This window comes from Variovorax sp. P1_H12_2, from assembly GCF_056405335.1.
Map to the genome: position 1 here is coordinate 1 of NZ_JBFUCI010000090.1, position 18123 is coordinate 18123.

The 18123-nt window shown below is 69.7% G+C and carries 20 protein-coding genes; 11 read left to right on the plus strand and 9 right to left on the minus strand.

The window, feature by feature from the left end; all coding sequences use genetic code 11:
• Positions 1-341, minus strand: a 341-nt coding sequence (locus AC1D2K_RS11725; RefSeq protein ID WP_478089005.1) for a gamma carbonic anhydrase family protein, incomplete at its 3' end; no start/stop codon positions are given.
• Between the two features lie 40 nt (positions 342-381).
• Here AC1D2K_RS11725 and AC1D2K_RS11730 point away from each other — a divergent pair.
• On the plus strand, positions 382-1185 hold the full coding sequence (locus AC1D2K_RS11730) for a ferritin-like domain-containing protein (RefSeq protein ID WP_478089006.1): 804 nt from the start codon (positions 382-384) through the stop codon (positions 1183-1185).
• 6 nt (positions 1186-1191) lie between these two features.
• Here the strand turns inward: AC1D2K_RS11730 and AC1D2K_RS11735 are convergent, their stop codons facing one another.
• The 6 genes from AC1D2K_RS11735 to AC1D2K_RS11760 all read right to left on the minus strand — a co-directional run bounded on the left by AC1D2K_RS11735 (position 1192) and on the right by AC1D2K_RS11760 (position 6638).
• Positions 1192-1659 carry a MaoC family dehydratase gene (locus AC1D2K_RS11735; protein ID WP_478089007.1) on the minus strand — a complete coding sequence of 156 codons (468 nt, stop codon included), beginning with the start codon at positions 1657-1659 and terminating at the stop codon, positions 1192-1194.
• 32 nt (positions 1660-1691) lie between these two features.
• Positions 1692-2825, minus strand: a complete 1134-nt coding sequence (locus tag AC1D2K_RS11740; RefSeq protein ID WP_478089008.1) for a thiolase family protein — start codon at positions 2823-2825, stop codon at positions 1692-1694.
• An 89-nt stretch (positions 2826-2914) separates the two neighbouring features.
• Positions 2915-3478: a TetR/AcrR family transcriptional regulator gene (locus tag AC1D2K_RS11745; protein WP_478089009.1), complete on the minus strand. Its 564-nt coding sequence runs from the start codon at positions 3476-3478 to the stop codon at positions 2915-2917.
• A gap of 50 nt (positions 3479-3528) precedes the next feature.
• Complete coding sequence (locus tag AC1D2K_RS11750; RefSeq protein WP_478089010.1) at positions 3529-4503, minus strand: Bug family tripartite tricarboxylate transporter substrate binding protein; 975 nt, start codon at positions 4501-4503, stop codon at positions 3529-3531.
• A 90-nt stretch (positions 4504-4593) separates the two neighbouring features.
• Positions 4594-5511, minus strand: coding sequence for a site-specific tyrosine recombinase XerD (gene xerD, locus AC1D2K_RS11755; protein WP_478089011.1), 918 nt, complete (start codon positions 5509-5511; stop codon positions 4594-4596).
• A 152-nt stretch (positions 5512-5663) separates the two neighbouring features.
• On the minus strand, positions 5664-6638 hold the full coding sequence (locus tag AC1D2K_RS11760) for a tripartite tricarboxylate transporter substrate binding protein BugE (protein WP_478089012.1): 975 nt from the start codon (positions 6636-6638) through the stop codon (positions 5664-5666).
• Positions 6639-6741: 103 nt separating this feature from the next.
• Between AC1D2K_RS11760 and AC1D2K_RS11765 the strand changes: the two genes are divergently transcribed.
• Both AC1D2K_RS11765 and AC1D2K_RS11770 read left to right on the plus strand, forming a co-directional pair.
• Entirely contained in the window at positions 6742-7647 is a 906-nt protein-coding gene (locus AC1D2K_RS11765; protein WP_478089013.1) for an AEC family transporter, read from the plus strand.
• Between the two features lie 43 nt (positions 7648-7690).
• A complete protein-coding gene (locus tag AC1D2K_RS11770) occupies positions 7691-8122 on the plus strand; it encodes a hypothetical protein (RefSeq protein WP_478089014.1) in 432 nt (143 codons plus the stop codon).
• On the opposite strand, the gene queG is transcribed toward AC1D2K_RS11770, so the two are convergent.
• Positions 8109-9179, minus strand: coding sequence for a tRNA epoxyqueuosine(34) reductase QueG (gene queG / locus AC1D2K_RS11775; protein ID WP_478089015.1), 1071 nt, complete (start codon positions 9177-9179; stop codon positions 8109-8111). The genes AC1D2K_RS11770 and queG overlap by 14 nt on opposite strands.
• Between queG and tsaE the strand changes: the two genes are divergently transcribed.
• The 3 genes from tsaE to AC1D2K_RS11790 all read left to right on the plus strand — a co-directional run bounded on the left by tsaE (position 9165) and on the right by AC1D2K_RS11790 (position 11493).
• Positions 9165-9662: a tRNA (adenosine(37)-N6)-threonylcarbamoyltransferase complex ATPase subunit type 1 TsaE gene (tsaE, locus tag AC1D2K_RS11780; protein ID WP_478089016.1), complete on the plus strand. Its 498-nt coding sequence runs from the start codon at positions 9165-9167 to the stop codon at positions 9660-9662. The genes queG and tsaE overlap by 15 nt on opposite strands.
• On the plus strand, positions 9659-11086 hold the full coding sequence (locus AC1D2K_RS11785) for an N-acetylmuramoyl-L-alanine amidase (RefSeq protein ID WP_478089017.1): 1428 nt from the start codon (positions 9659-9661) through the stop codon (positions 11084-11086). Before tsaE ends, AC1D2K_RS11785 begins: the two co-directional genes overlap by 4 nt.
• Positions 11087-11196: 110 nt before the next feature.
• The gene (locus AC1D2K_RS11790; RefSeq protein ID WP_478089018.1) at positions 11197-11493 is read left to right on the plus strand and encodes a glycine zipper domain-containing protein; all 297 of its coding nucleotides are present in this window, start codon (positions 11197-11199) and stop codon (positions 11491-11493) included.
• 61 nt (positions 11494-11554) lie between these two features.
• On the opposite strand, the gene AC1D2K_RS11795 is transcribed toward AC1D2K_RS11790, so the two are convergent.
• Positions 11555-12202, minus strand: a complete 648-nt coding sequence (locus tag AC1D2K_RS11795) for a DedA family protein (RefSeq protein ID WP_478089019.1) — start codon at positions 12200-12202, stop codon at positions 11555-11557.
• Between the two features lie 49 nt (positions 12203-12251).
• On the opposite strand from AC1D2K_RS11795, the gene mutL reads away from it, so the two are divergent.
• The 5 genes from mutL to AC1D2K_RS11820 form a co-directional block, all read left to right on the plus strand.
• Complete coding sequence (gene mutL, locus AC1D2K_RS11800) at positions 12252-14102, plus strand: DNA mismatch repair endonuclease MutL (protein WP_478089020.1); 1851 nt, start codon at positions 12252-12254, stop codon at positions 14100-14102.
• A gap of 235 nt (positions 14103-14337) precedes the next feature.
• Positions 14338-15300 carry an alpha/beta hydrolase gene (locus tag AC1D2K_RS11805; RefSeq protein WP_478089021.1) on the plus strand — a complete coding sequence of 321 codons (963 nt, stop codon included), beginning with the start codon at positions 14338-14340 and terminating at the stop codon, positions 15298-15300.
• Positions 15301-15346: 46 nt separating this feature from the next.
• Positions 15347-16591, plus strand: coding sequence for a multidrug effflux MFS transporter (locus AC1D2K_RS11810; protein ID WP_478089022.1), 1245 nt, complete (start codon positions 15347-15349; stop codon positions 16589-16591).
• Positions 16581-17528, plus strand: coding sequence for a tRNA (adenosine(37)-N6)-dimethylallyltransferase MiaA (miaA, locus tag AC1D2K_RS11815; RefSeq protein ID WP_478089023.1), 948 nt, complete (start codon positions 16581-16583; stop codon positions 17526-17528). Before AC1D2K_RS11810 ends, miaA begins: the two co-directional genes overlap by 11 nt.
• The coding region (locus AC1D2K_RS11820; RefSeq protein ID WP_478089024.1) for an ABC transporter ATP-binding protein at positions 17525-18123 on the plus strand (599 nt) is incomplete at its 3' end. The genes miaA and AC1D2K_RS11820, both read left to right, overlap by 4 nt.

Below are 18123 nucleotides of genomic sequence, written 5' to 3' on the forward strand. Positions count from 1 at the left end.
ATCGAGTTGCGGCCGATCCTGGCGTTATTCAAGACCACCGCCTGGATGCCGATCAGCGAGTTGTCGCCGACGGTGCAGCCATGCAGCATCACCTGGTGGCCGACCGTGACGTTGTCGCCGATCGTGAGCGGACAGCCGATGTCGGCATGCAGCACCGACAGGTCCTGCACATTGCTGTTGCGCCCGATGGTGAGGGCCTCGGTGTCGCCGCGCAGCACGGCGCCGAACCAGATGCTCGCGTTCTCGCCCAGGACGACGTTGCCCATGACCTGCGCACTGTCGGCGACCCAGGCACCTTCGGCGAGTTGCGGCGCCACGCCGTCGAGTTCATAGAGGGCCATCGCGTGTGTCTCCAGAAGAACAAAAACTAGAATTGTAGGGATGCATCCCCGCCTTGGCGCCCTGGCCGCGCTGCGCCTCACCGACCCCGACCTCAAGGTGGCCGCGACCCGGAYCCTGGTCGCCGGCCTCGGGCCGGGGTCGATCGACAGCCTGCCGCTGCGCGTCGCCGGCGACGATGCCGGCGTCCCGGGCCGCCCCGAACGCCCGCTGCGCGTGTCGGCGACCGCGGTCGAGAAGCGCTCGCCCTTCACGCCCGAAGGCCGCGCCGCGCTGATCCATTCGATCTGCCACATCGAATTCAACGCGATCAACCTGGCGCTCGATGCCGCCTGGCGCTACGACGGCATGCCCGAGGCCTACTACCGCGACTGGCTGCGCGTGGCCGACGAGGAGGCGCAGCATTTCACGCTGCTGCACACGCAGCTGCGCACCATGGGTCATGCCTACGGCGACTTCAGCGGCCACGACGGCCTCTGGTCCATGTGCGAGAAGACCCGGGACGACGTGCTCGCCCGCATGGCGCTGGTGCCGCGCACGCTGGAAGCGCGCGGCCTGGACGCGACGCCGCTGATCCAGGCCAAGCTGCGCCGGGTCGGCACCCCCGATGCGCTGGCGGCCTGCGCCATCCTCGACATCATCCTGCGCGACGAGGTCGGCCATGTGGCGATCGGCAACCACTGGTACCGCTGGCTGTGCGAGCGCGACGGGTTCGAGCCGATCGCCCACTACCGCCTGCTCTACCGGCGGCACGAGGCGCCGCGTCTGCGGGCGCCGTTCAACCTCGAAGCCCGGGCCCTGGCCGGCTTCACCGACGAGGAACTGCTGGGCCTGCAGCAGGGCTGAGCGCGGCTACGAAGGCCGCTTCGACACCACCAGCTTCGGCGAGAAGCGCTGCAGCACGTCGCCGTGCTGGTTCAGCGTTTCGCAGCGCATCTGCACCATGCCGCGCTCGGGTCGCGAACGCGAGGGAACCACCTCGACCACCTCGCTCTCGACGTGCAGCACGTCGCCCGGCCGGGTCGGCTTGGGCCAGCTGAGTTCGCCGCCCGAGCCGATGATGCCGTCGGCCAGCGGAATGCCGCTTTCGACCAGCAGCTTCATCGTGATCGCCGCCGTGTGCCAGCCGCTGGCCGCAAGGCCCTGGAAGAAGGTGCGCTGCGCCGCCTCCGGGTCGAGATGGAAGGGCTGGGGATCGAAGCGGGTGGCGAAGTCGATGATCTGCGCGGCATCGAGCGCATGCTCGCCGCTCGTGAAGCGATCGCCGGGCGCAAGGTCTTCGAGGTACAGCCTGGGTGTCGAGGCGCTGGATTCGGGCATGGGGACTTCCACTGTCGTTGGGTGGGTCATTGTCAGACGCGCTCGAGGATCGTTGCAATGCCCTGCCCGCCACCGATGCATTGCGTGGCCAGCGCATAGCGCCCGTTCTCGCGCACCAGCAGCGAAGCCGCCTTGCCGGTGATGCGCGCGCCGGTGGCGCCCAGCGGGTGGCCGATCGCGAGGCCGCCGCCGTCGAGGTTGACCTTGTCCGGATCGAGCCCCAGTTCGCGGATGCAGGCCAGCGCCTGCGACGAGAAGGCCTCGTTGATCTCGACCACGTCGAGGTCGGCCGCCGTGAGGCCGGCACGCGCCAGCGCCTTGCGCGTGGCCGGGATCGGCCCGATGCCCATCACGGCCGGGTCGACACCCACCGAGGCGAAGGACTTGATCCGTGCCAGTGCCTGCAGCCCGTGGCGGGCGCCAAAGGCGTCGCTCGTGACCAGCACCACGGCGGCGCCGTCCGTCAGCGGCGAGGAGGTGCCCGCGGTCACGACGCCTTCGGGGCGGAACGCGGGCCGCAACGCGGCCAGCGCTTCAGCCGAGGTCGCCGGGCGGATGCAGCCATCGGCCGTGACGCTGTCGCCGCCGGGCAGCGCGATGGCGACGATCTCGTCGGCCAGCCGACCCTGCTCGCGCGCTTCGGCGGCCTTGCGGTGCGACTGCACCGCCAGCGCCTCCTGATCGCTTCGGCTGACCTTCCAGCGTTCGGCGACGTTCTCGGCGGTCTCGCCCATCGAGATGTAGGCGTCGGTGCCGGCCAGCAATTCGGGGTTGGGCGAAAAGTTGAAGCCGCCCTGCGGCACCATCGTCATCGACTCCACGCCGACGCAGAGGAAGGCCTCGCCCATGCCGGCTTCGATCTGCGCGGCCGCGATGTGGATCGCCTGCATCGACGAGCCGCAGAAGCGGTTGACCGTCATGCCGCCGACCTCGTGCGGCAGCCCGGCCAGCAGGCCGACGATGCGCGCCAGGTTGTTGCCCTGGGCCGCCTCGGGGTAGGCGCAGCCGAGGATCACGTCCTCGATCAGCGCGGGATCGAGATCGGTGCGCCGCAGCAGGCCGCCGACCACCTGCGCGGCCAGCGTGTCGGGCCGGATACCGGCCAGTGCGCCCTTCTTCGCAAAATGGAACGGGGAACGAACATAGCCCGCGATGACGGCTTTCATGGTTTTACTCCGGTTGACTACCAACCAATCGGTAGTTTTTCTTGCCAAAAATAGGGCGCGCCGAGGCGTGCCCTGGGAACTTCCGTCGCTCAGCTCGCAAGCGAATGCTTCAATTGGTCGATGGCCTCGTCGAAATCCTCGACCTGCCCGGTCATGCGCGCCGACAGCAGGGCGCCCTGGCAGGCGGCGAACACATAGCTGGCGGAAGCGCCGACCTTGCCGCCCGGCGACAAGGCCCCGAGCACGCCGGTCAGCCAGAGGATCTGCGCGTTGCGCAAATCGCGCACGGCCCGCCTGAGTTCCTCGTCGATGCAGTCCCAGCCCGGTGCCAACGCACCCGCAGGGCAGACGCCCTCGCCCGCATGCAGGCCGTTGCGGTACATCCGGAAGTAGGCATCGAGCGAGGCTTGCGGCGTGCTGCGCGGCTTGGCGGTCCAGTCCTTGAACGCCTGCGCCGCCGCGCGCAGCACCTCGACGCCGAGCGCCTCCTTGGTCGCGAAGTGGTGGTACAGGCTCGCCTTGCGGATGCCGACCCGGTCCGCCACGTCCTGGAAACTGAAGCCGAGGTAGGAGCGGGTCTGGATCAGCTCCCGCGCCACGCCCAGGATCTGCTCGCGCGTGGTGGCGCCAGCCAAGGTGTTTGCAGCAATCATCTACCTACTATAAGGTAGGTAAACCGGATGGTCAAGCCACGCGGGCCTGTTCAATCAGCCCGTATGCCCGCGGCTTTCACGATCCGGGCGTTGTTCTCGTATTCCGTCGCGATCTCGTTGGCGAAGGCTTCTGCGCGGCCGCCGGTGGGGACGTTGTCGGTCGCCAGCAGCTTGGCGCGCAGGTCGGGGCTGGCCAGCGCCTTGTTGATCTCCACGTTGTACTTCTCGATCAGGATGGCCGGCGTGCCCGCGGGCGCGAAGACGCCGAACTGCGAGGACAGGTTGGCCCCGGGGTAACCCAGTTCGGCCAGCGTGGCGACCTTCGGCAGGTTCTCCAGCCGCGCCGGCGCGCCGACCGCGAGCGGCCGCAGCTTGCCGGCCTGGATCTGCGCCGAGACGGCCGGCCCCGCGTTGGTCGACAGGATCTCGAACTGGCCGCCGATCGCATCGCTGAGCTGCTGGGCGCCGCCCTTGTACGGAATGTGCGTGATGTCGACCTTGGCCGCCGCGCGCAGTTGCTCCAGCACGATGTGGCCGAGCGAGGCCTGGCCGGACGTGGCCCAGCGCACCGCGCCGGGGCGCGCCCGGGCGTCTTCGAGCAGGCTGCGCAGGTCGCGCATGCCGGTCGCCGGTGTCGCCATCAGCAGCACCGGCGAGTACATGACGCTCGCCACCGGCGCGATGTCCTTGATCGGATCGAAGGGCGAGCGGCCCAGGTGCGGGTTCAGCACCAGCGGACTGATGGCCGAGAAGCCCAGGGTGGCGCCGTCGGGCGCCGCCTTGGCGACCGCATCCACGCCGATCGTGCCGCTGGCGCCAGCCCTGTTCTCGACCACCAGCGTACTGCCGAGCTGCGCGGCCAGCTTGTCGGCCAGCGCCCGCGCCACCACGTCGCTGACGCCGCCCGAGGGATAGGCAACCACCAGCCGGATGGTCTTGGGCACCGCCTGCGCCGATGCGACGGCGCTGAAGACAACAAGGCCGAGCGCGGCGGCCAGGGCACGGGGACGGACGGTCAAGGGCATCGATGCGACTCCTGCGATGAATGGTCAATGCCGGCATTCTGCCGGCTGGGCGGGCTACACGCAGTGAGCCCAACCTGGGGGCGAGCCACCCTACCCCCGGGGATGATGCTTCGCGTGCATCTGCTTCAAGCGCTCGCGCGCCACGTGCGTGTAGATCGTGGTGGTCGAGATGTCGGCGTGGCCCAGCAGCAGCTGCACCGCACGCAGGTCGGCGCCATGGTTGAGCAGGTGGGTGGCGAAGGCATGGCGCAGCGTGTGGGGCGACAGCGGCACGTGGATGCCGGCGGCCAGCGCGTTCTTCTTGACGATGATCCAGAACATCACGCGCGTCATGCCCGCCCCGCGCGCGGTGACGAACAGGTCCGGCGTCTGCTGGCCATCGAGGATCAAGGGCCGCGCATCGAGCAGATAACGCTCGATCCAGCGCCGTGCCTCGCCGCCGAAGGGAACCAGCCGCTCCTTGCTGCCCTTGCCCAGCACGCGGATGACGCCGTCGTTGAGGCTCAGCTCGAACACCTTGAGCGCGACCAGCTCGCTGACCCGCAGCCCGCTGGCATACATCAGCTCGAGCATCGCACGATCGCGCAGCCCCAGCGGCGTGTCGACGTCAGGCGCCGCCAGCAGGTCGTCGACCTGCTTCTCCGACAAGGTCTTGATCGCGCGCGGCATCTGCCGGGCCGGCGCCAGCCTGAGGCTCGGGTCGGCGGCGATGCGGTGCTCGCGCAAGGCCCAGCGGTAGTAGCGCTTGAACACGGTGAGCCGGCGATTGGCCGAGGTCGCCTTGCCCTTGTCGGACAGGCGCGCGCCCATGTAGGCCTGCAGGTCGCTTTCCAGCGCGGCGTCGAGCGGCTTGCCGCGCTGGACGCGCAGCCATTGGGCGAACAGCGCGAGATCGCGGCGGTAGGCCGCGAGCGTGTTCTTCGACAGGCCGTCCTCGAGCCACAGCGCATCGACGAAGTCGTCGATCTCGGGCGTATCGGAAAGCGTCTCGGCGGCGTCAGTTGTCATGCGCCGCAAGATAACAAAAAGGCAGCAAAAAGGCCGGCGCAGCCAGGCCCGTTGGTGAAACACCGCGGATCTGGCTTTGCCAGTCCGCTGGTGTTGCCCCCGGTAGGGGGTGGGCGGCTACACGAAGTGAGCCAACCTGGGGGCGAGCCAATTCAATCCAGCGAGAGTTTCTGCTTCGCGACCACCTGCTTGTAGATCTCGTACTCGGCCTTGATCTGGGCCGCGAACTGCTCGGGCGTGTTGGCCACGATCAGCGAGCCGGTGTCCTCGATGCGCTTGCGCACCGCCGGGTCCTCGACCGACTTCTTGACGCCGGCGTTGACCTTGTCGACCACTTCCTTCGGCAGGCCCTTGGGCCCCAGGATGCCGTAGTAGGCCATGCGGTTGACCGGCTCCAGGCCGACTTCCTTGAAGGTCGGCACATTCGGCAGCGCGGCCAGGCGCTGCGGCGCGGACACCACGATCGGCACCAGCTTGCCGGTCTGGATGAAGGGCAGCGCCGATGGGATGTTGTCAAAAATGATCGCCACCTGCCCGGCCACCACGTCGTTGAGCGCCGGTCCGGCGCCGCGGTACGGAATGTGGGTCACGAAGGTGTTGGTCAGGTTCTTGTACAGCTCCATCAACAGATGGCCGATGCCGCCCGTGCCCGACGAGGCGTACGAATACTTGCCCGGGTTCTTCTTGAGTTCGGCCACGAACTCGGCATAGTTCTTGGCCGGAAAGCTCGGGTGCACCGCGATGATGTTCGGCGTCGCCGCGATGTTCACGATCGGCGTGAAGTCGTTGATCGGGTCGTAGGGCACCTTCGGGTTGATGGCCGGATTGGCGGCCGTGCTCGACACCGTCGCGACGCCGAGCTTGTAGCCGTCGGGCGCGGCGCGCGCGGTTTCGGCGGCCCCCACGATGCCGCCGCCGCCGGCCTTGTTGATCACGATCACGTTCTGTCCGAGCGCCTTGCCCAGCGGMTCCGAAATGACGCGCGCCACGATGTCCGTGGTGCCACCGGGTGCGAAAGGCACCTGGAGTTCGATCGGCTTGTTCGGGTAGCCCTGCGCCCAGCTCGAACCAGCGACCGCGAACAGCGCGGCCGCACCGACGACTGCACTCCATTGACGACGTTGCATTGATAGCCTCCTCGGGCCAAGAAACGAAAGTGCGGATGCTAACGGGTGGCCCCGGCCGGCACCACGTGGATAACCCACGGCCGGGGCGGATATCCTCGAAGCGGTGAACTATGCCCAGCTCCTCTTCCCCGATTTCTCCCTCATCGCCTGCGGCTGGCTGCTGTGCCGCTACACGCCCCTCGACCGCCGCGTCTGGGATCAGGTCGAGAGCCTGGTGTACTACTTTCTTTTTCCGGTGCTGCTGTTCCACTCGATCGTGCGCAGTCCGCTCGACTTCGGAGCCACCTCGAACCTGCTGACCGCCGGGGTCGGCGTCGGCCTCAGCGGCATCGCGCTGGCCTATGCCCTGCCCTTCCTGCCGGGCATCGGGGAGCACATCGACCGCCGCGACCACGCAGCCAGCGCGCAGATCGCGTTTCGCTTCAATTCCTTCATCTGCCTGGCGCTGGCCGACCGGATCGCAGGCCCCGAGGGACTCCTGATGATCGCGGTGCTGATCGGGGTCTGCGTGCCGATGTTCAACATCGCGGCGGTCTGGCCGATGGCGCGGCATGCGCAGACCGGGCTGGCGCGCCAGCTGCTTCGCAACCCGCTGATCATCGCGACGCTGAGCGGGCTCGCCGCCAACCTGCTCGGCCTGGGCGTACCGGGCTGGATCGAGCCGACGCTCACGCGCATCGGCGCGGCCTCGCTGGCGCTGGGGCTGATGGCGGCAGGCGCCGGCATGCAGTTCGCCACCATTGCGCGCGGCAAGGTACTGGCGGTGTCGGTGCTCACGATCCGCCACCTGCTGCTGCCGCTCATCGGCTGGGGGCTCGCCGTGGTGCTGCAGCTGCATCCGGCCCAGGCCGCGGTGCTGCTGACCTTCGCGGCTGTTCCGACCGCGTCGAGCGCCTATGTGCTGGCGACGCGCATGGGCTACAACGGCCCCTACGTCGCGGGGCTGGTGACACTGTCGACGCTGTTCGGCGTGGCCAGCCTGCCTTTTGCGCTGGCGCTCATTCGCTAGGGCCTGTGAACAGGCCCGGGCCTCGACCCGCTACCATGCGGCGATGCGCTACCCACTTCTGGCTGCCGTCGCCGTCGCTTCGACATGGACGGCGATAGCGCAGGCGCAGGAATACACCCACTACCAAGGGACCTGGAGCGGCCCCTTCCTGTTCTACGTCGCCCAGCCGGACACGGGCGCCGAGGGCCCGCCGGCGGTGTTCGCGGGCAGCTTGCAGATCGAGCTCGATGGCTCGGTGTACGGCGCGGTGCCCGAGGCGGACTGCACGCTGGCCGGGTCGAGCATGGACTACATCACGCCGGCCAACGCCTCGATCGACCTGGTGGCGACCGGCTGCCGGGATACGCGCTTCAACGGCCACTTCGTCGGCAAGCTGATCAACAACCCGGCTCTGAAGTACGCCTCGATGCGCCTCAGTTCGATGCGCTCGCTCGACACCGGCACGGCGTACATCTCGGCCATCATCCGGCACTGAACGCCAGCGCCCACTCGACATGCTCGCGCACCAGCGCGCTCGGGTCGGCGCGGCGAGTGGCCAGCGCCTCGCGCGCACCCGGCTCCCCGGCACGCAGCGCATTGCCCAGCGCCACCGCCACATTGCGCAGCCAGCGCTCATGCCCGATGCGGCGGATCGGGCTGCCTTCGGTGAAGCGCAGGAAGTCCTCCTCGCTCCAGGCGAACAGCTCGCCGAGCTGGCGGCCGGTGAGCCCGTCGCGGGCATCGAAGTCGGGCAGCGCGCTCTTCTTGGCGAACTTGTTCCATGGGCAGACGAGCTGGCAGTCGTCGCAGCCGTAGATGCGGTTGCCGATCAGGGGGCGCAGCTCGAGCGGGATCGCTCCGGCATGCTCGATCGTCAGGTAGGAGATGCAGCGCCGCGCGTCCAGCCGATGCGGCGCGATGATCGCGCGCGTCGGGCAGATGTCGATGCAGGCGCTGCAGCTGCCGCAGTGYGGCGTGACCGGCTCGCTGGGAGGCAGCGCCATGTCGACATAGATCTCGCCGAGAAAGAACATCGAGCCGGCCTCGCGATCGAGCACCAGCGTGTGCTTGCCGCGCCAGCCCTGCCCGCTGCGCGAGGCCAGCTCGGCTTCGAGCACCGGCGCCGAATCGGTGAAGGCGCGGTGGCCGAAAGGACCGACCTCGGCGGCGATGCGTTCGGCCAGCCTGGCCAGCCGCGAGCGCAGCACCTTGTGGTAGTCGCGGCCGCGGGCATAGAGCGAGACGATGCCTTCGCCGGGCCGCTCGAGCCGCGCGAACTCCACGGCCTGCCAGTCGTCCGGCGTGGCGCGCGGCAGGTAGTCCATGCGCGCGGTGATCACCGACACCGTGCCCGGCACCAGCTCGGCCGGCCTCGCGCGACGGGTGCCGTGCGCGGCCATGTAGTGCATCTCGCCATGGAAGCCTTCGGCCAGCCATTGCATCAATCCGGCCTCTGCGCTCGACAGGTCGACGCCCGCGACGCCGATTTGGGAGAATCCGAGCTCCCGGGCCAAGGCCTGAATCCTGTTGACGAGTTGATGGCTGCCGATCACCTTCCGATTGTAGAAACGCACAGCGCCACCCAGGTCTGGCGAACCGAAGACGACACTGGCGTCCTGGCGCAGGCGCTGGCGCGCTCGCCCGCCCTGCGCGATGCCTTCATCTCGCTGCAGGGCGACCTGGGCGCCGGCAAGACCACCTTCGTGCGCCACCTGCTGCGCGCGCTCGGCATCGCCGGGCGCATCAAGAGCCCGACCTACGCGGTGGTGGAGCCGCACGAGGCGCCCGACGGGCTGGCGATCTTCCATTTCGACTTCTACCGCTTCAGCGACCCGCGCGAATGGGAGGACGCCGGCTTCCGTGACATCTTCGCGGGTCCGGGGGTCAAGTTGGCCGAATGGCCCGAGAACGCGGCGGGGCGCATTCCGCTTGCGGACCTCGCTATTAAAATCGAAGCAATGACCGACGACACCCGCACCGTGACGCTGCGCGCCCATACCGAGCGAGGCACGCGCCTGCTTGCCGACGCCGCATGAAGGCCAGAGGACTGAAAAGGCGCGTGCTGCTGCAGGGCGGCAGCATCGCGCTGCTGCTGGGCCTGCACGAGATCGCCCGTGGCGCCACCATCATGGCGGTGCGGGTCTGGCCTGCGGCCGACTACACGCGTGTCACCATCGAGTCCGATGGCCGGCTCAGCTCGCAGCAACTGGTGGTGGGCAGCCCGCCGCGGCTGGCGGTCGACATCAACGGGATCGAGCTCAACCCGGCGCTGCGCGAGCTGGTCGGAAAGATCAAGCCCGACGATCCGTTCATCAACGGCCTGCGCGTCGGCCAGTTCGCGCCGGGCGTGGTGCGCATCGTGTTCGACCTCAAGCAGGCCGTGGCGCCGCAGGTGTTCTCGCTGGCGCCGGTGGCGGCCTACCGCGACCGGCTGGTGCTGGACCTCTATCCGCAGCAGGCCATCGATCCGCTCGAGGCGCTGATCGCCGAACGGATGCGCGACGCGCCCAAGGCGCCGGGCCGCGACACCGCGGCGGCGCCCGAGCCCGCCGTCGACCCCCTCGGCGACCTGATGGCGCAGCAGTCGGCGCGGTCGGCGCCGTCCGTGTCGGTCACGCAGGCCAACCGCCCGTCGGCCCCGGTCGGACCGCTGCCGATGCCGATGCCACCGGTGGCCAGCGCTCCGCCGCCGCCTCCCGCGACGGCCAACCGCGGCGCCACCGCGAACCAGACCGACCGCATCATCATCGTCGCGCTCGATCCGGGCCACGGCGGCGAAGACCCGGGCGCGATCGGCTCCAAYGGCACCCGCGAGAAGGACATCGTGCTGCAGATCGCGCACCGCCTGCGCACCCGCATCAATGCGAGCAGCGTCAACGGCAACCCGATGCGCGCCTACCTGACACGCGACGCCGACTTCTTCGTGCCGCTGGGCGTGCGCGTGCAGAAGGCGCGGCGGGTGCAGGCCGACCTGTTCGTCAGCATCCATGCCGATGCCTTCACCACCCCCGAGGCCCGCGGCGCCAGCGTCTTCGCGCTGAGCCAGGGCGGCGCCTCGAGCAGCGCCGCGCGCTGGCTCGCCAACAAGGAGAACCAGGCCGACAAGGTCGGCGGCGTCAACGTGGGCAACCACGAGGTGCAGGTGCAGCGCGCGCTGCTCGACATGAGCACCACGGCGCAGATCAACGACAGCCTCAAGCTCGGCGGCGCGATGCTCGGCGAGATCCGCGGCATCGGCGCGCGGCTGCACAAGCCGAAGGTCGAGCAGGCCGGCTTCGCGGTGCTCAAGGCACCCGACATCCCCAGCGTGCTGGTCGAGACCGCCTTCATCAGCAATCCCGAGGAAGAGGCCAAGCTGCGCAGCACGGCCTATCAGGAAGACCTGGCGGATGCGCTGATGCGAGGCATCCAGAGCTACTTCGCGCAGAATCCGCCGCTGGCGCGCAGCCGGCAGCTGTAGTTCCGTACAGGAATTGCAGCGCATTCGGTCAATGCGCCGAGGCTCGCTCCTACATGCGGCGCCGCGCTTTTTCGAACAATGAATCCACCAATCACTGAAAGGTGGACGATATGAAGACAAGACTCTGGATCGCGGCGGCCGCCGCCGCGGGCATCACCGCCCTGGCCGGCTGCGCGGGCGGCCCGAATCAGCAGCTCGGCACCGCAGGCGGTGCCGTCGGCGGCGCGGTGATCGGCCATGCGATCGGCGGCAACACGGCCTCCACGGTGGGTGGCGCCGCGGTCGGCGGGCTGATCGGCAACCAGGTGGGCCGCAGCGTCGACGAACGAAACCAGCGGCGCTACTACCCCCAGAACAACTACTACGCCCCGAACGGCTACTACCCGAACAACGGCCCGAACTATTGAGCGAGCCCAGGCAGGATTCGTGTCAGCGCACCCGCGGGTGCGCTTTTTTTTGGCCGCGGCCTCAGCGGGCCGCCGACGCGCCGCGGGCGCGCCAGGCGCCGAACAGCGCGATCAGCCCGGGCACCAGGATCAGCGCCCAGATGACCTTCTCGAGGTTGTCCTTGACGATCGGCAGGTTGCCGAAGAAGTAGCCGACCGTGCACAGGCCCAGCACCCACAGCAGCGCACCCACCACATTGAACAGCGTGAACTTGCCGCGCGTCATGTCGGCCACGCCCGCCACGAAGGGGGCAAAGGTGCGAATGAAGGGCAGGAAGCGCGCCGCGATGATCGTGACGCCGCCGAAGCGCTCATAGAAGGCATGCGCCTGGTCGAAGGCCTTGCGGTTGAAGAGGCGCGAGTTCTCCCACTGGAACACCTTCGGCCCGAAATAGCGCCCGATGCTGAAATTGCACTGGTCGCCCAGGATCGCGGCCGCCAGCAGGATCGGCACCGCCAGCCCGAAGCTCATCAGGCCCGCGCCGCACAGCGCGCCGACGATGAACAGCAGCGAATCGCCGGGCAGGAAGGGCATCACCACCAGCCCGGTCTCGACGAACACGATCAGGAACAGCAGGGCGTAGACCCAGGGCCCGTAGGCGATGACGAAGGCCTCGAGGTGTTTGTCGACATGCAGGATGAAGTCGATGAGAAAGCTGATGAATTCCATGGCGCGCATTATCCCGGTGCGCGCGAGGGCGCCCTTCTAGAATGTCCCCGTGAGCGCCCTTCCTTCTTCCACCGCCGCCGCGCGCCGGCCGATCCGCGAACTTCCCGACGAACTGATCAGCCAGATCGCGGCCGGCGAAGTGGTCGAGCGGCCCGCCTCGGTGGTGCGCGAACTGCTCGACAACGCGCTCGACGCCGGCGCCAGGCAGATCACGGTGCGGCTCTCGGCCGGCGGCGTGCGGCTGATTTCGGTCGAGGACGACGGCCTCGGCCTGCCGCGCGAGGAACTCCCGCTGGCCCTGCGCCGGCACGCCACCAGCAAGATCGCCAGCCTGGGCGACCTCGAGACCGTGGGCACGATGGGCTTTCGCGGCGAGGCGCTGGCCGCCATCAACGCGATCGCCGAGCTCAGCGTGCTGTCGCGCTTCGCGGGTGCCGACAGCGCCTTCGCGCTCGACGGCCGTACCGGCGAACTGCGGCCGGTGGCGCGCGCCACCGGCACCACGGTCGAGGTTCGCGAGCTGTTCTTCGCCACCCCGGCCCGGCGCAAATTCCTCAAGACCGACGCCACCGAGCTCGCACACTGCATCGAGGCCGTGCGGCGCCATGCGCTGGCGCGTCCCGAGGTCGGCTTTTCGATCTGGCACGAGGGCCGCCTGGTCGAGCAATGGCGTGCCGCCGACTCGCGCGACCAGCGCCTGGCCGACACGCTCGGCGACGACTTCGTGGCCCACAGCGTGGCGGTCGATCGCAGCGCCGGCCCGGTGCGCGTCACCGGCCGCGCCGGCATTCCCGATGCGGCGCGCTCGCGCGCCGACCAGCAGTTCTTCTATGTCAATGGCCGCTTCGTGCGCGACAAGGTGCTGGCCCACGCGGTGCGCAGCGCCTACGAGGACGTGCTGCACGGCCAGCGCCAACCGGTCTATGCGCTGTACCTCGAGATCGATCCGGCCCGGGTCGACGTCAACGTGCACCCGACCAAGATCGAGGTGCGCTTCCGCGACGGCCGCGAGGTGCACCAGGCGGTGCGCCACGCGATCGAGGACGCGCTGGCCGCCCCGCGGGCCGGCGAGGCGATGGCGGCCCCGGCAGAACCCTTCTTCAAGCCCCGACTGGCGCCCGCCTCGGCCGCCTGGACCCAGCCGGCGATGCACTTCGCGGGCGAACGCGGGCTCGGCGACGCGGCCGCCATGTGGCCGGCCGCGCCCCGCGAGACTTCGCTGGAGCGCCCGGCGCCGCCCTTCGCCTCGGAGGCTGCGCCGGCTTTCGCCGCCGTGCCGCCCGGCACAGGTCCGGGCGCCGCGATCGAAGCCCAAGCCTGGCCCCTGGGCCGCGCGCTGGCCCAGTTGCAGGGCATCTACATCCTGGCCGAGAACAGCCAGGGCCTGGTCATCGTCGACATGCATGCCGCGCACGAGCGGATCGTCTACGAGCGCCTGAAGACCCAGCTCGACGGTGCCGCCATCAGCAGCCAGCCGCTGCTGATCCCGGCCACCTTCGCTGCCACGCCGCAGGAAGTGGCCACCGCCGAAGCCTGCGCCGCCGTGCTGCCCGCGCTCGGCCTCGAGATCACGCCGTTCTCGCCGCGCACCCTGGCGGTGCGTGCGGTGCCCGGAACCCTGGCCGACGGCGACCCCGTGGAACTCGCGCGCAGCGTGCTGGCCGAACTGGCCCACCATGACGCCAGCACCGTGGTGCAGCGGGCCCAGAACGAACTGCTGTCCACCATGGCCTGCCACGGCGCCGTGCGCGCCAACCGCAAGCTGACCCTCGACGAGATGAACGCCCTGCTGCGCCAGATGGAGGCCACCGAGCGCTCGGACCAGTGCAATCACGGCCGGCCGACCTGGCGCCAGCTGTCGGTGCGGGAGCTCGACGCGCTCTTCATGCGCGGGCGCTGAGCCTCGGCCTGCCTGCTTTGACGTGCGGCATGGCGACTGCCACGGACCCTCAGCGCAGCCGATCCATGTGAAATTGTGAAAGAAACCTTGCGGTTTTCTTACAGATCACGCGATCCGACCGCGGCCGCACGCCCCGGGTACCAAGGGTTTTCAGGGTCATCGCCCAACCCGGCATGGACGTTGCATGGAATCTGTCGTTGAACTTTCCGGCCCTGTGCCTGTCTTTCAGCCTTCCATGAAATCCTGGTCCCTGTTCGCATCCGCCACCGCCCTGGTCGCCCTGCTGGCCGGGGGCTGTTCGACCCTCGACGAGCAGCAGCGCGAGTGGATCTTCCAGCCCAGCGACCGCAGCTGGGGCAATTCGGAGGCCATGAGCCAGGGCATGGACGACGTCTGGATCGATTTCCAGTCCTCCCTGACCGGCGAGCCCGCGCGCCTGCACGGGCTGTGGCTCGGCGGCGCCCCCGAAACGGAAGACACGCCGGTGCTGCTCTACCTGCACGGCGCGCGCTACAACGTGGCCGGCTCGGCACCCCGCATGCGCCGCATGCACGAACTGGGCTTTTCGGTGCTGGCGATCGACTACCGCGGCTTCGGCAAGAGTTCCAAGGGATTGCCTTCCGAAGACTCGGCGCGCGAAGACGCCCGCGCGGCCTGGGCCTGGCTCGCGGCCCGGCACCCGAAGCAGGCGCGCTACATCTTCGGCCACTCGCTCGGCGGCRCAATCGGCATCGACCTGGCGTCGCGCGTGAACGACGAGAGCGGCACCATCGTCGAGAGCACCTTCACCTCGATCGCCGACGTGGCGAGCAGCTTCAAGTGGGGCTGRCTGCCTTTCGGTCCCTTCATCACCCAGCGCTTCGAGGCGATCAGCAAGGTCAAGGACATCGGCGCGCCGCTGCTGGTGGTGCATGGCGCGGCCGACAGCCTGATCAATCCGACCCTGGGCCGAAAGCTCTACGACGCCGCGACCGTGCCGAAGATGTTCGTGCTGGTCGAGGGCGGCTCGCACCACAATGCGAATTCGATCGGCCAGGGGCAGTACCGGGCGGCCCTGTCGCAGCTGTTCCGCATGAAGGAGCCGCCGCTCGAAACCGCCAGGGGCGCGGATGCCCCCAAGCCCGCGCCGTTGCCGCTGCCGGCGCCTCCCGAGACGACCGCCTTGCGGCCCCATCGCCTGTCCGCCCCGGCGATCTGAGCGCTCTGCGGCAACCCGCGGCGGCGCCTTTGTTAACCTTGGGCGCATGCCGCCTCCTGTCGCACCGGCCATTTCCCGCATCACGCCGTCTGCCTCGAGCATGTCGCCGGCCGCGGTCGTCCTCATGCTGGCCCTGCTGCTGGGCATCCAGCCGGTCACGACCGACCTCTATCTGCCCGCCCTGCCGACGCTGACCGCCGAACTCGGCGCCCGCATGTCGCACGCGCAGCTCACGCTGAGCGCCCTGCTGCTGGCCTTCGGCGTCTCGCAGCTGGTGCTCGGACCGTTGTCCGACCGCTTCGGCCGCCGGCCGGTCCTGCTGTGGGGCCTCGGCGGCTACGTGGCCGCCAGCATCGGCGGCGCCATGGCGCCCTCGATCGAGATCCTGATCGTCTGGCGCGCCCTGCAGGGCGCCGCGATGGGCGCGGCGGTGATGGCGGCGCGCGCGATCGTGCGCGACCTCTATCCGCCGGCCGACGGCGCGCGCGTGATGTCCCGCGCCCTGACCGGCCTGGGCATCATCGCCTGCCTCTGCGTGCCCCTGGGAGGGCTGGTGTCGGACCTGTTCGGCTGGCGCGTCGCGCTGCTGGCGCCGGCCGTGTTCGGCGCCCTCACGCTGGCGCTGATCGCCCTGCGCTTCGACGAGACCCTGACGCGCCGCAATCCCGACGCGCTGCGCGCCGGGGCGCTGGTCGCCACCTGGGCGACGGTGCTGCGCAACCCGGTCTTCCTGGCCTTCAGCGCACTGACCACCGCGTCCTACGGCCTGCTGTTCACTTTCCTGGCCGCGTCGTCCTTCGTGTTCATCCAGGTGCTCGGGCTCAGCAAGACGCAATATGGCGCCGTGATGCTGTGGAACTCGCTGGCCTACATCGCCGGCACCTTCGTCTGCCGGCGCTGGCTGGCGCGCCACGGCGTGCGCCGCAGCGTCGCGCGGGCGGCCTGGCTGACGCTCGCGGGCGGCACATCGATGGGCCTGCTGGCGCTGGCGGGCGTGGTGTCGGTCGCGGCCATCGTCGGTCCGCAGACCCTGGTGATGATCGCGCACGGCGTCCACCAGCCCTGCGGCCAGACCGGCGCGGTCGGCCCGTTCCCGCAGGCGGCGGGTGCCGCCTCGGCGCTCAACGGCTTCATCATGATGCTGGCCGCCTTCGCCATCGGCGGCTGGCTCGGCGCGCACATGGACGGCACCGTGATGCCGCTGGTGCTCGGCGTCTGGTTCTGGAGCGTCTGCATCGCCGCCGTCGCGTGGATCCTGGTGCGCAGGTACGGGGAGCCGCGTGGCCGCTGATCCGACGTCGAACGCATTGCGCTACGTGGCGCTCGCCGGTCCCACCGCCTCGGGCAAGACCGCGGCGGCGCTGGCGATCGCCCGCGAACGCCCGGTCGAGATCGTCAGCGTCGACTCGGCCCTGGTCTACCGCGGCATGGACATCGGCACCGCCAAGCCCACCCCGGCGGAACTCGCCGAAGTGCCGCACCACCTGATCGACATCCGCGATCCGCGCGAGGCCTACAGCGCCGCCGCGTTCGTGGAGGACGCCCGGCGCCTGATCGGCGAGATCGCGGCGCGCGGCAGGCTCCCGCTGCTGGTGGGCGGCACGATGCTCTACTTCAAGGCGCTGGCCGACGGCATCGACGCGATGCCCGCGGCCGATCCCGCGCTGCGCCGGCAGCTCGAGGTCGATGCCGCCGCGCTCGGCTGGCCGGCGATGCACGCCCGCCTCGCCGAGGTCGATGCGATCACGGCGGCGCGGCTGGCACCCAACGACAGCCAGCGCATCCAGCGTGCGCTGGAGGTCTGGCACACGAGCGGCCAGACGCTGGCCAGCTTCCATGCCGCGGGCCGCGCGAGCCGGGGAACGCCGGCGGTCGCCTTGCTGTCCCTGGAGCCCACTGATCGCGCCTGGCTGAACGAACGCATCGCGGCGCGCTTCGACGCGATGCTCTCGGCCGGCCTCATCGCCGAGGTGCAGGCGCTGCGCGCGCGCGGCGACCTGGCGGCGGACCTGCCGTCGATGCGCTGCGTCGGCTACCGCCAGACCTGGGAAGCCCTGGATGGCGCCTGGCCGATCACCGAGCTGCGCGAGCGCGGCATCGCCGCCACCCGCCAGCTCGCGAAACGCCAGATGACCTGGCTGCGCAGCATGCCGCAGCGCCGCGTGATCGCCGCGGAAGCCCCCGACGCGGTCGCGCAGGTCGTCCGGCTCGTCGCCGAGCTCCCATGACGCTGCGCATCACGGACCTGGGGAAGCACTATGGCGAGCTGCCGGTGTTCGAGCACGTGTCGCTCGAGGTGGCGGCCGGCGAATTCGTCGCGATCGTGGGCGAATCCGGTGTCGGCAAATCGACCTTGCTCAATTGCATGGCCGGCCTCGACCACTGGGATGCCGGCACGGTCCTGCACGGCGGCACCGACATCGGCGCCCTCGACGCCGAGGCGCGCGCCCTGTGGCGGCGCGCGCACGTCGGCTTCGTGTTCCAGGCCTTCCATGTGCTGCCGCACCTGGACGTGGCGCAGAACGTCGCATTGCCGCTGATGCTGCTGGGGCAACAGGGGCCGGGCAGCACCGAGCGCGTCGCCCGGATGCTCGATGCGGTCGGCCTCGCCGGCCTCGGCGAACGCCTGCCGCAGCAGTTGAGCGGCGGGCAGCTCCAGCGCGTGGCGATCGCCCGTGCACTGGTGCACCGGCCCGCGCTGCTGCTGGCCGACGAGCCGACCGGCAACCTCGATCCCGCCACCGCCGTGCGCGTGATGGACGTGCTGCTGGCGCAGACCCGCGAGCACGGCGCCTCGCTGGTGCTGGTCACGCACTCCGAGGC

Excerpts from the sequence above, each read along its gene's own strand:
- AC1D2K_RS11790 (WP_478089018.1), top strand. The coding sequence starts at position 11,197 with ATGAAGACAAGACTCTGGATCGCGGCGGCCGCCGCCGCGGGCATCACC.
- AC1D2K_RS11750 (WP_478089010.1), bottom strand. The coding sequence starts at position 4,503 with ATGCCCTTGACCGTCCGTCCCCGTGCCCTGGCCGCCGCGCTCGGCCTT.
- AC1D2K_RS11745 (WP_478089009.1), bottom strand. The coding sequence starts at position 3,478 with ATGATTGCTGCAAACACCTTGGCTGGCGCCACCACGCGCGAGCAGATC.
- AC1D2K_RS11810 (WP_478089022.1), top strand. The coding sequence starts at position 15,347 with ATGCCGCCTCCTGTCGCACCGGCCATTTCCCGCATCACGCCGTCTGCC.
- tsaE (WP_478089016.1), top strand. The coding sequence starts at position 9,165 with ATGGCTGCCGATCACCTTCCGATTGTAGAAACGCACAGCGCCACCCAG.
- AC1D2K_RS11740 (WP_478089008.1), bottom strand. The coding sequence starts at position 2,825 with ATGAAAGCCGTCATCGCGGGCTATGTTCGTTCCCCGTTCCATTTTGCG.
- AC1D2K_RS11795 (WP_478089019.1), bottom strand. The coding sequence starts at position 12,202 with ATGGAATTCATCAGCTTTCTCATCGACTTCATCCTGCATGTCGACAAA.
- AC1D2K_RS11770 (WP_478089014.1), top strand. The coding sequence starts at position 7,691 with ATGCGCTACCCACTTCTGGCTGCCGTCGCCGTCGCTTCGACATGGACG.
- AC1D2K_RS11735 (WP_478089007.1), bottom strand. The coding sequence starts at position 1,659 with ATGCCCGAATCCAGCGCCTCGACACCCAGGCTGTACCTCGAAGACCTT.
- xerD (WP_478089011.1), bottom strand. The coding sequence starts at position 5,511 with ATGACAACTGACGCCGCCGAGACGCTTTCCGATACGCCCGAGATCGAC.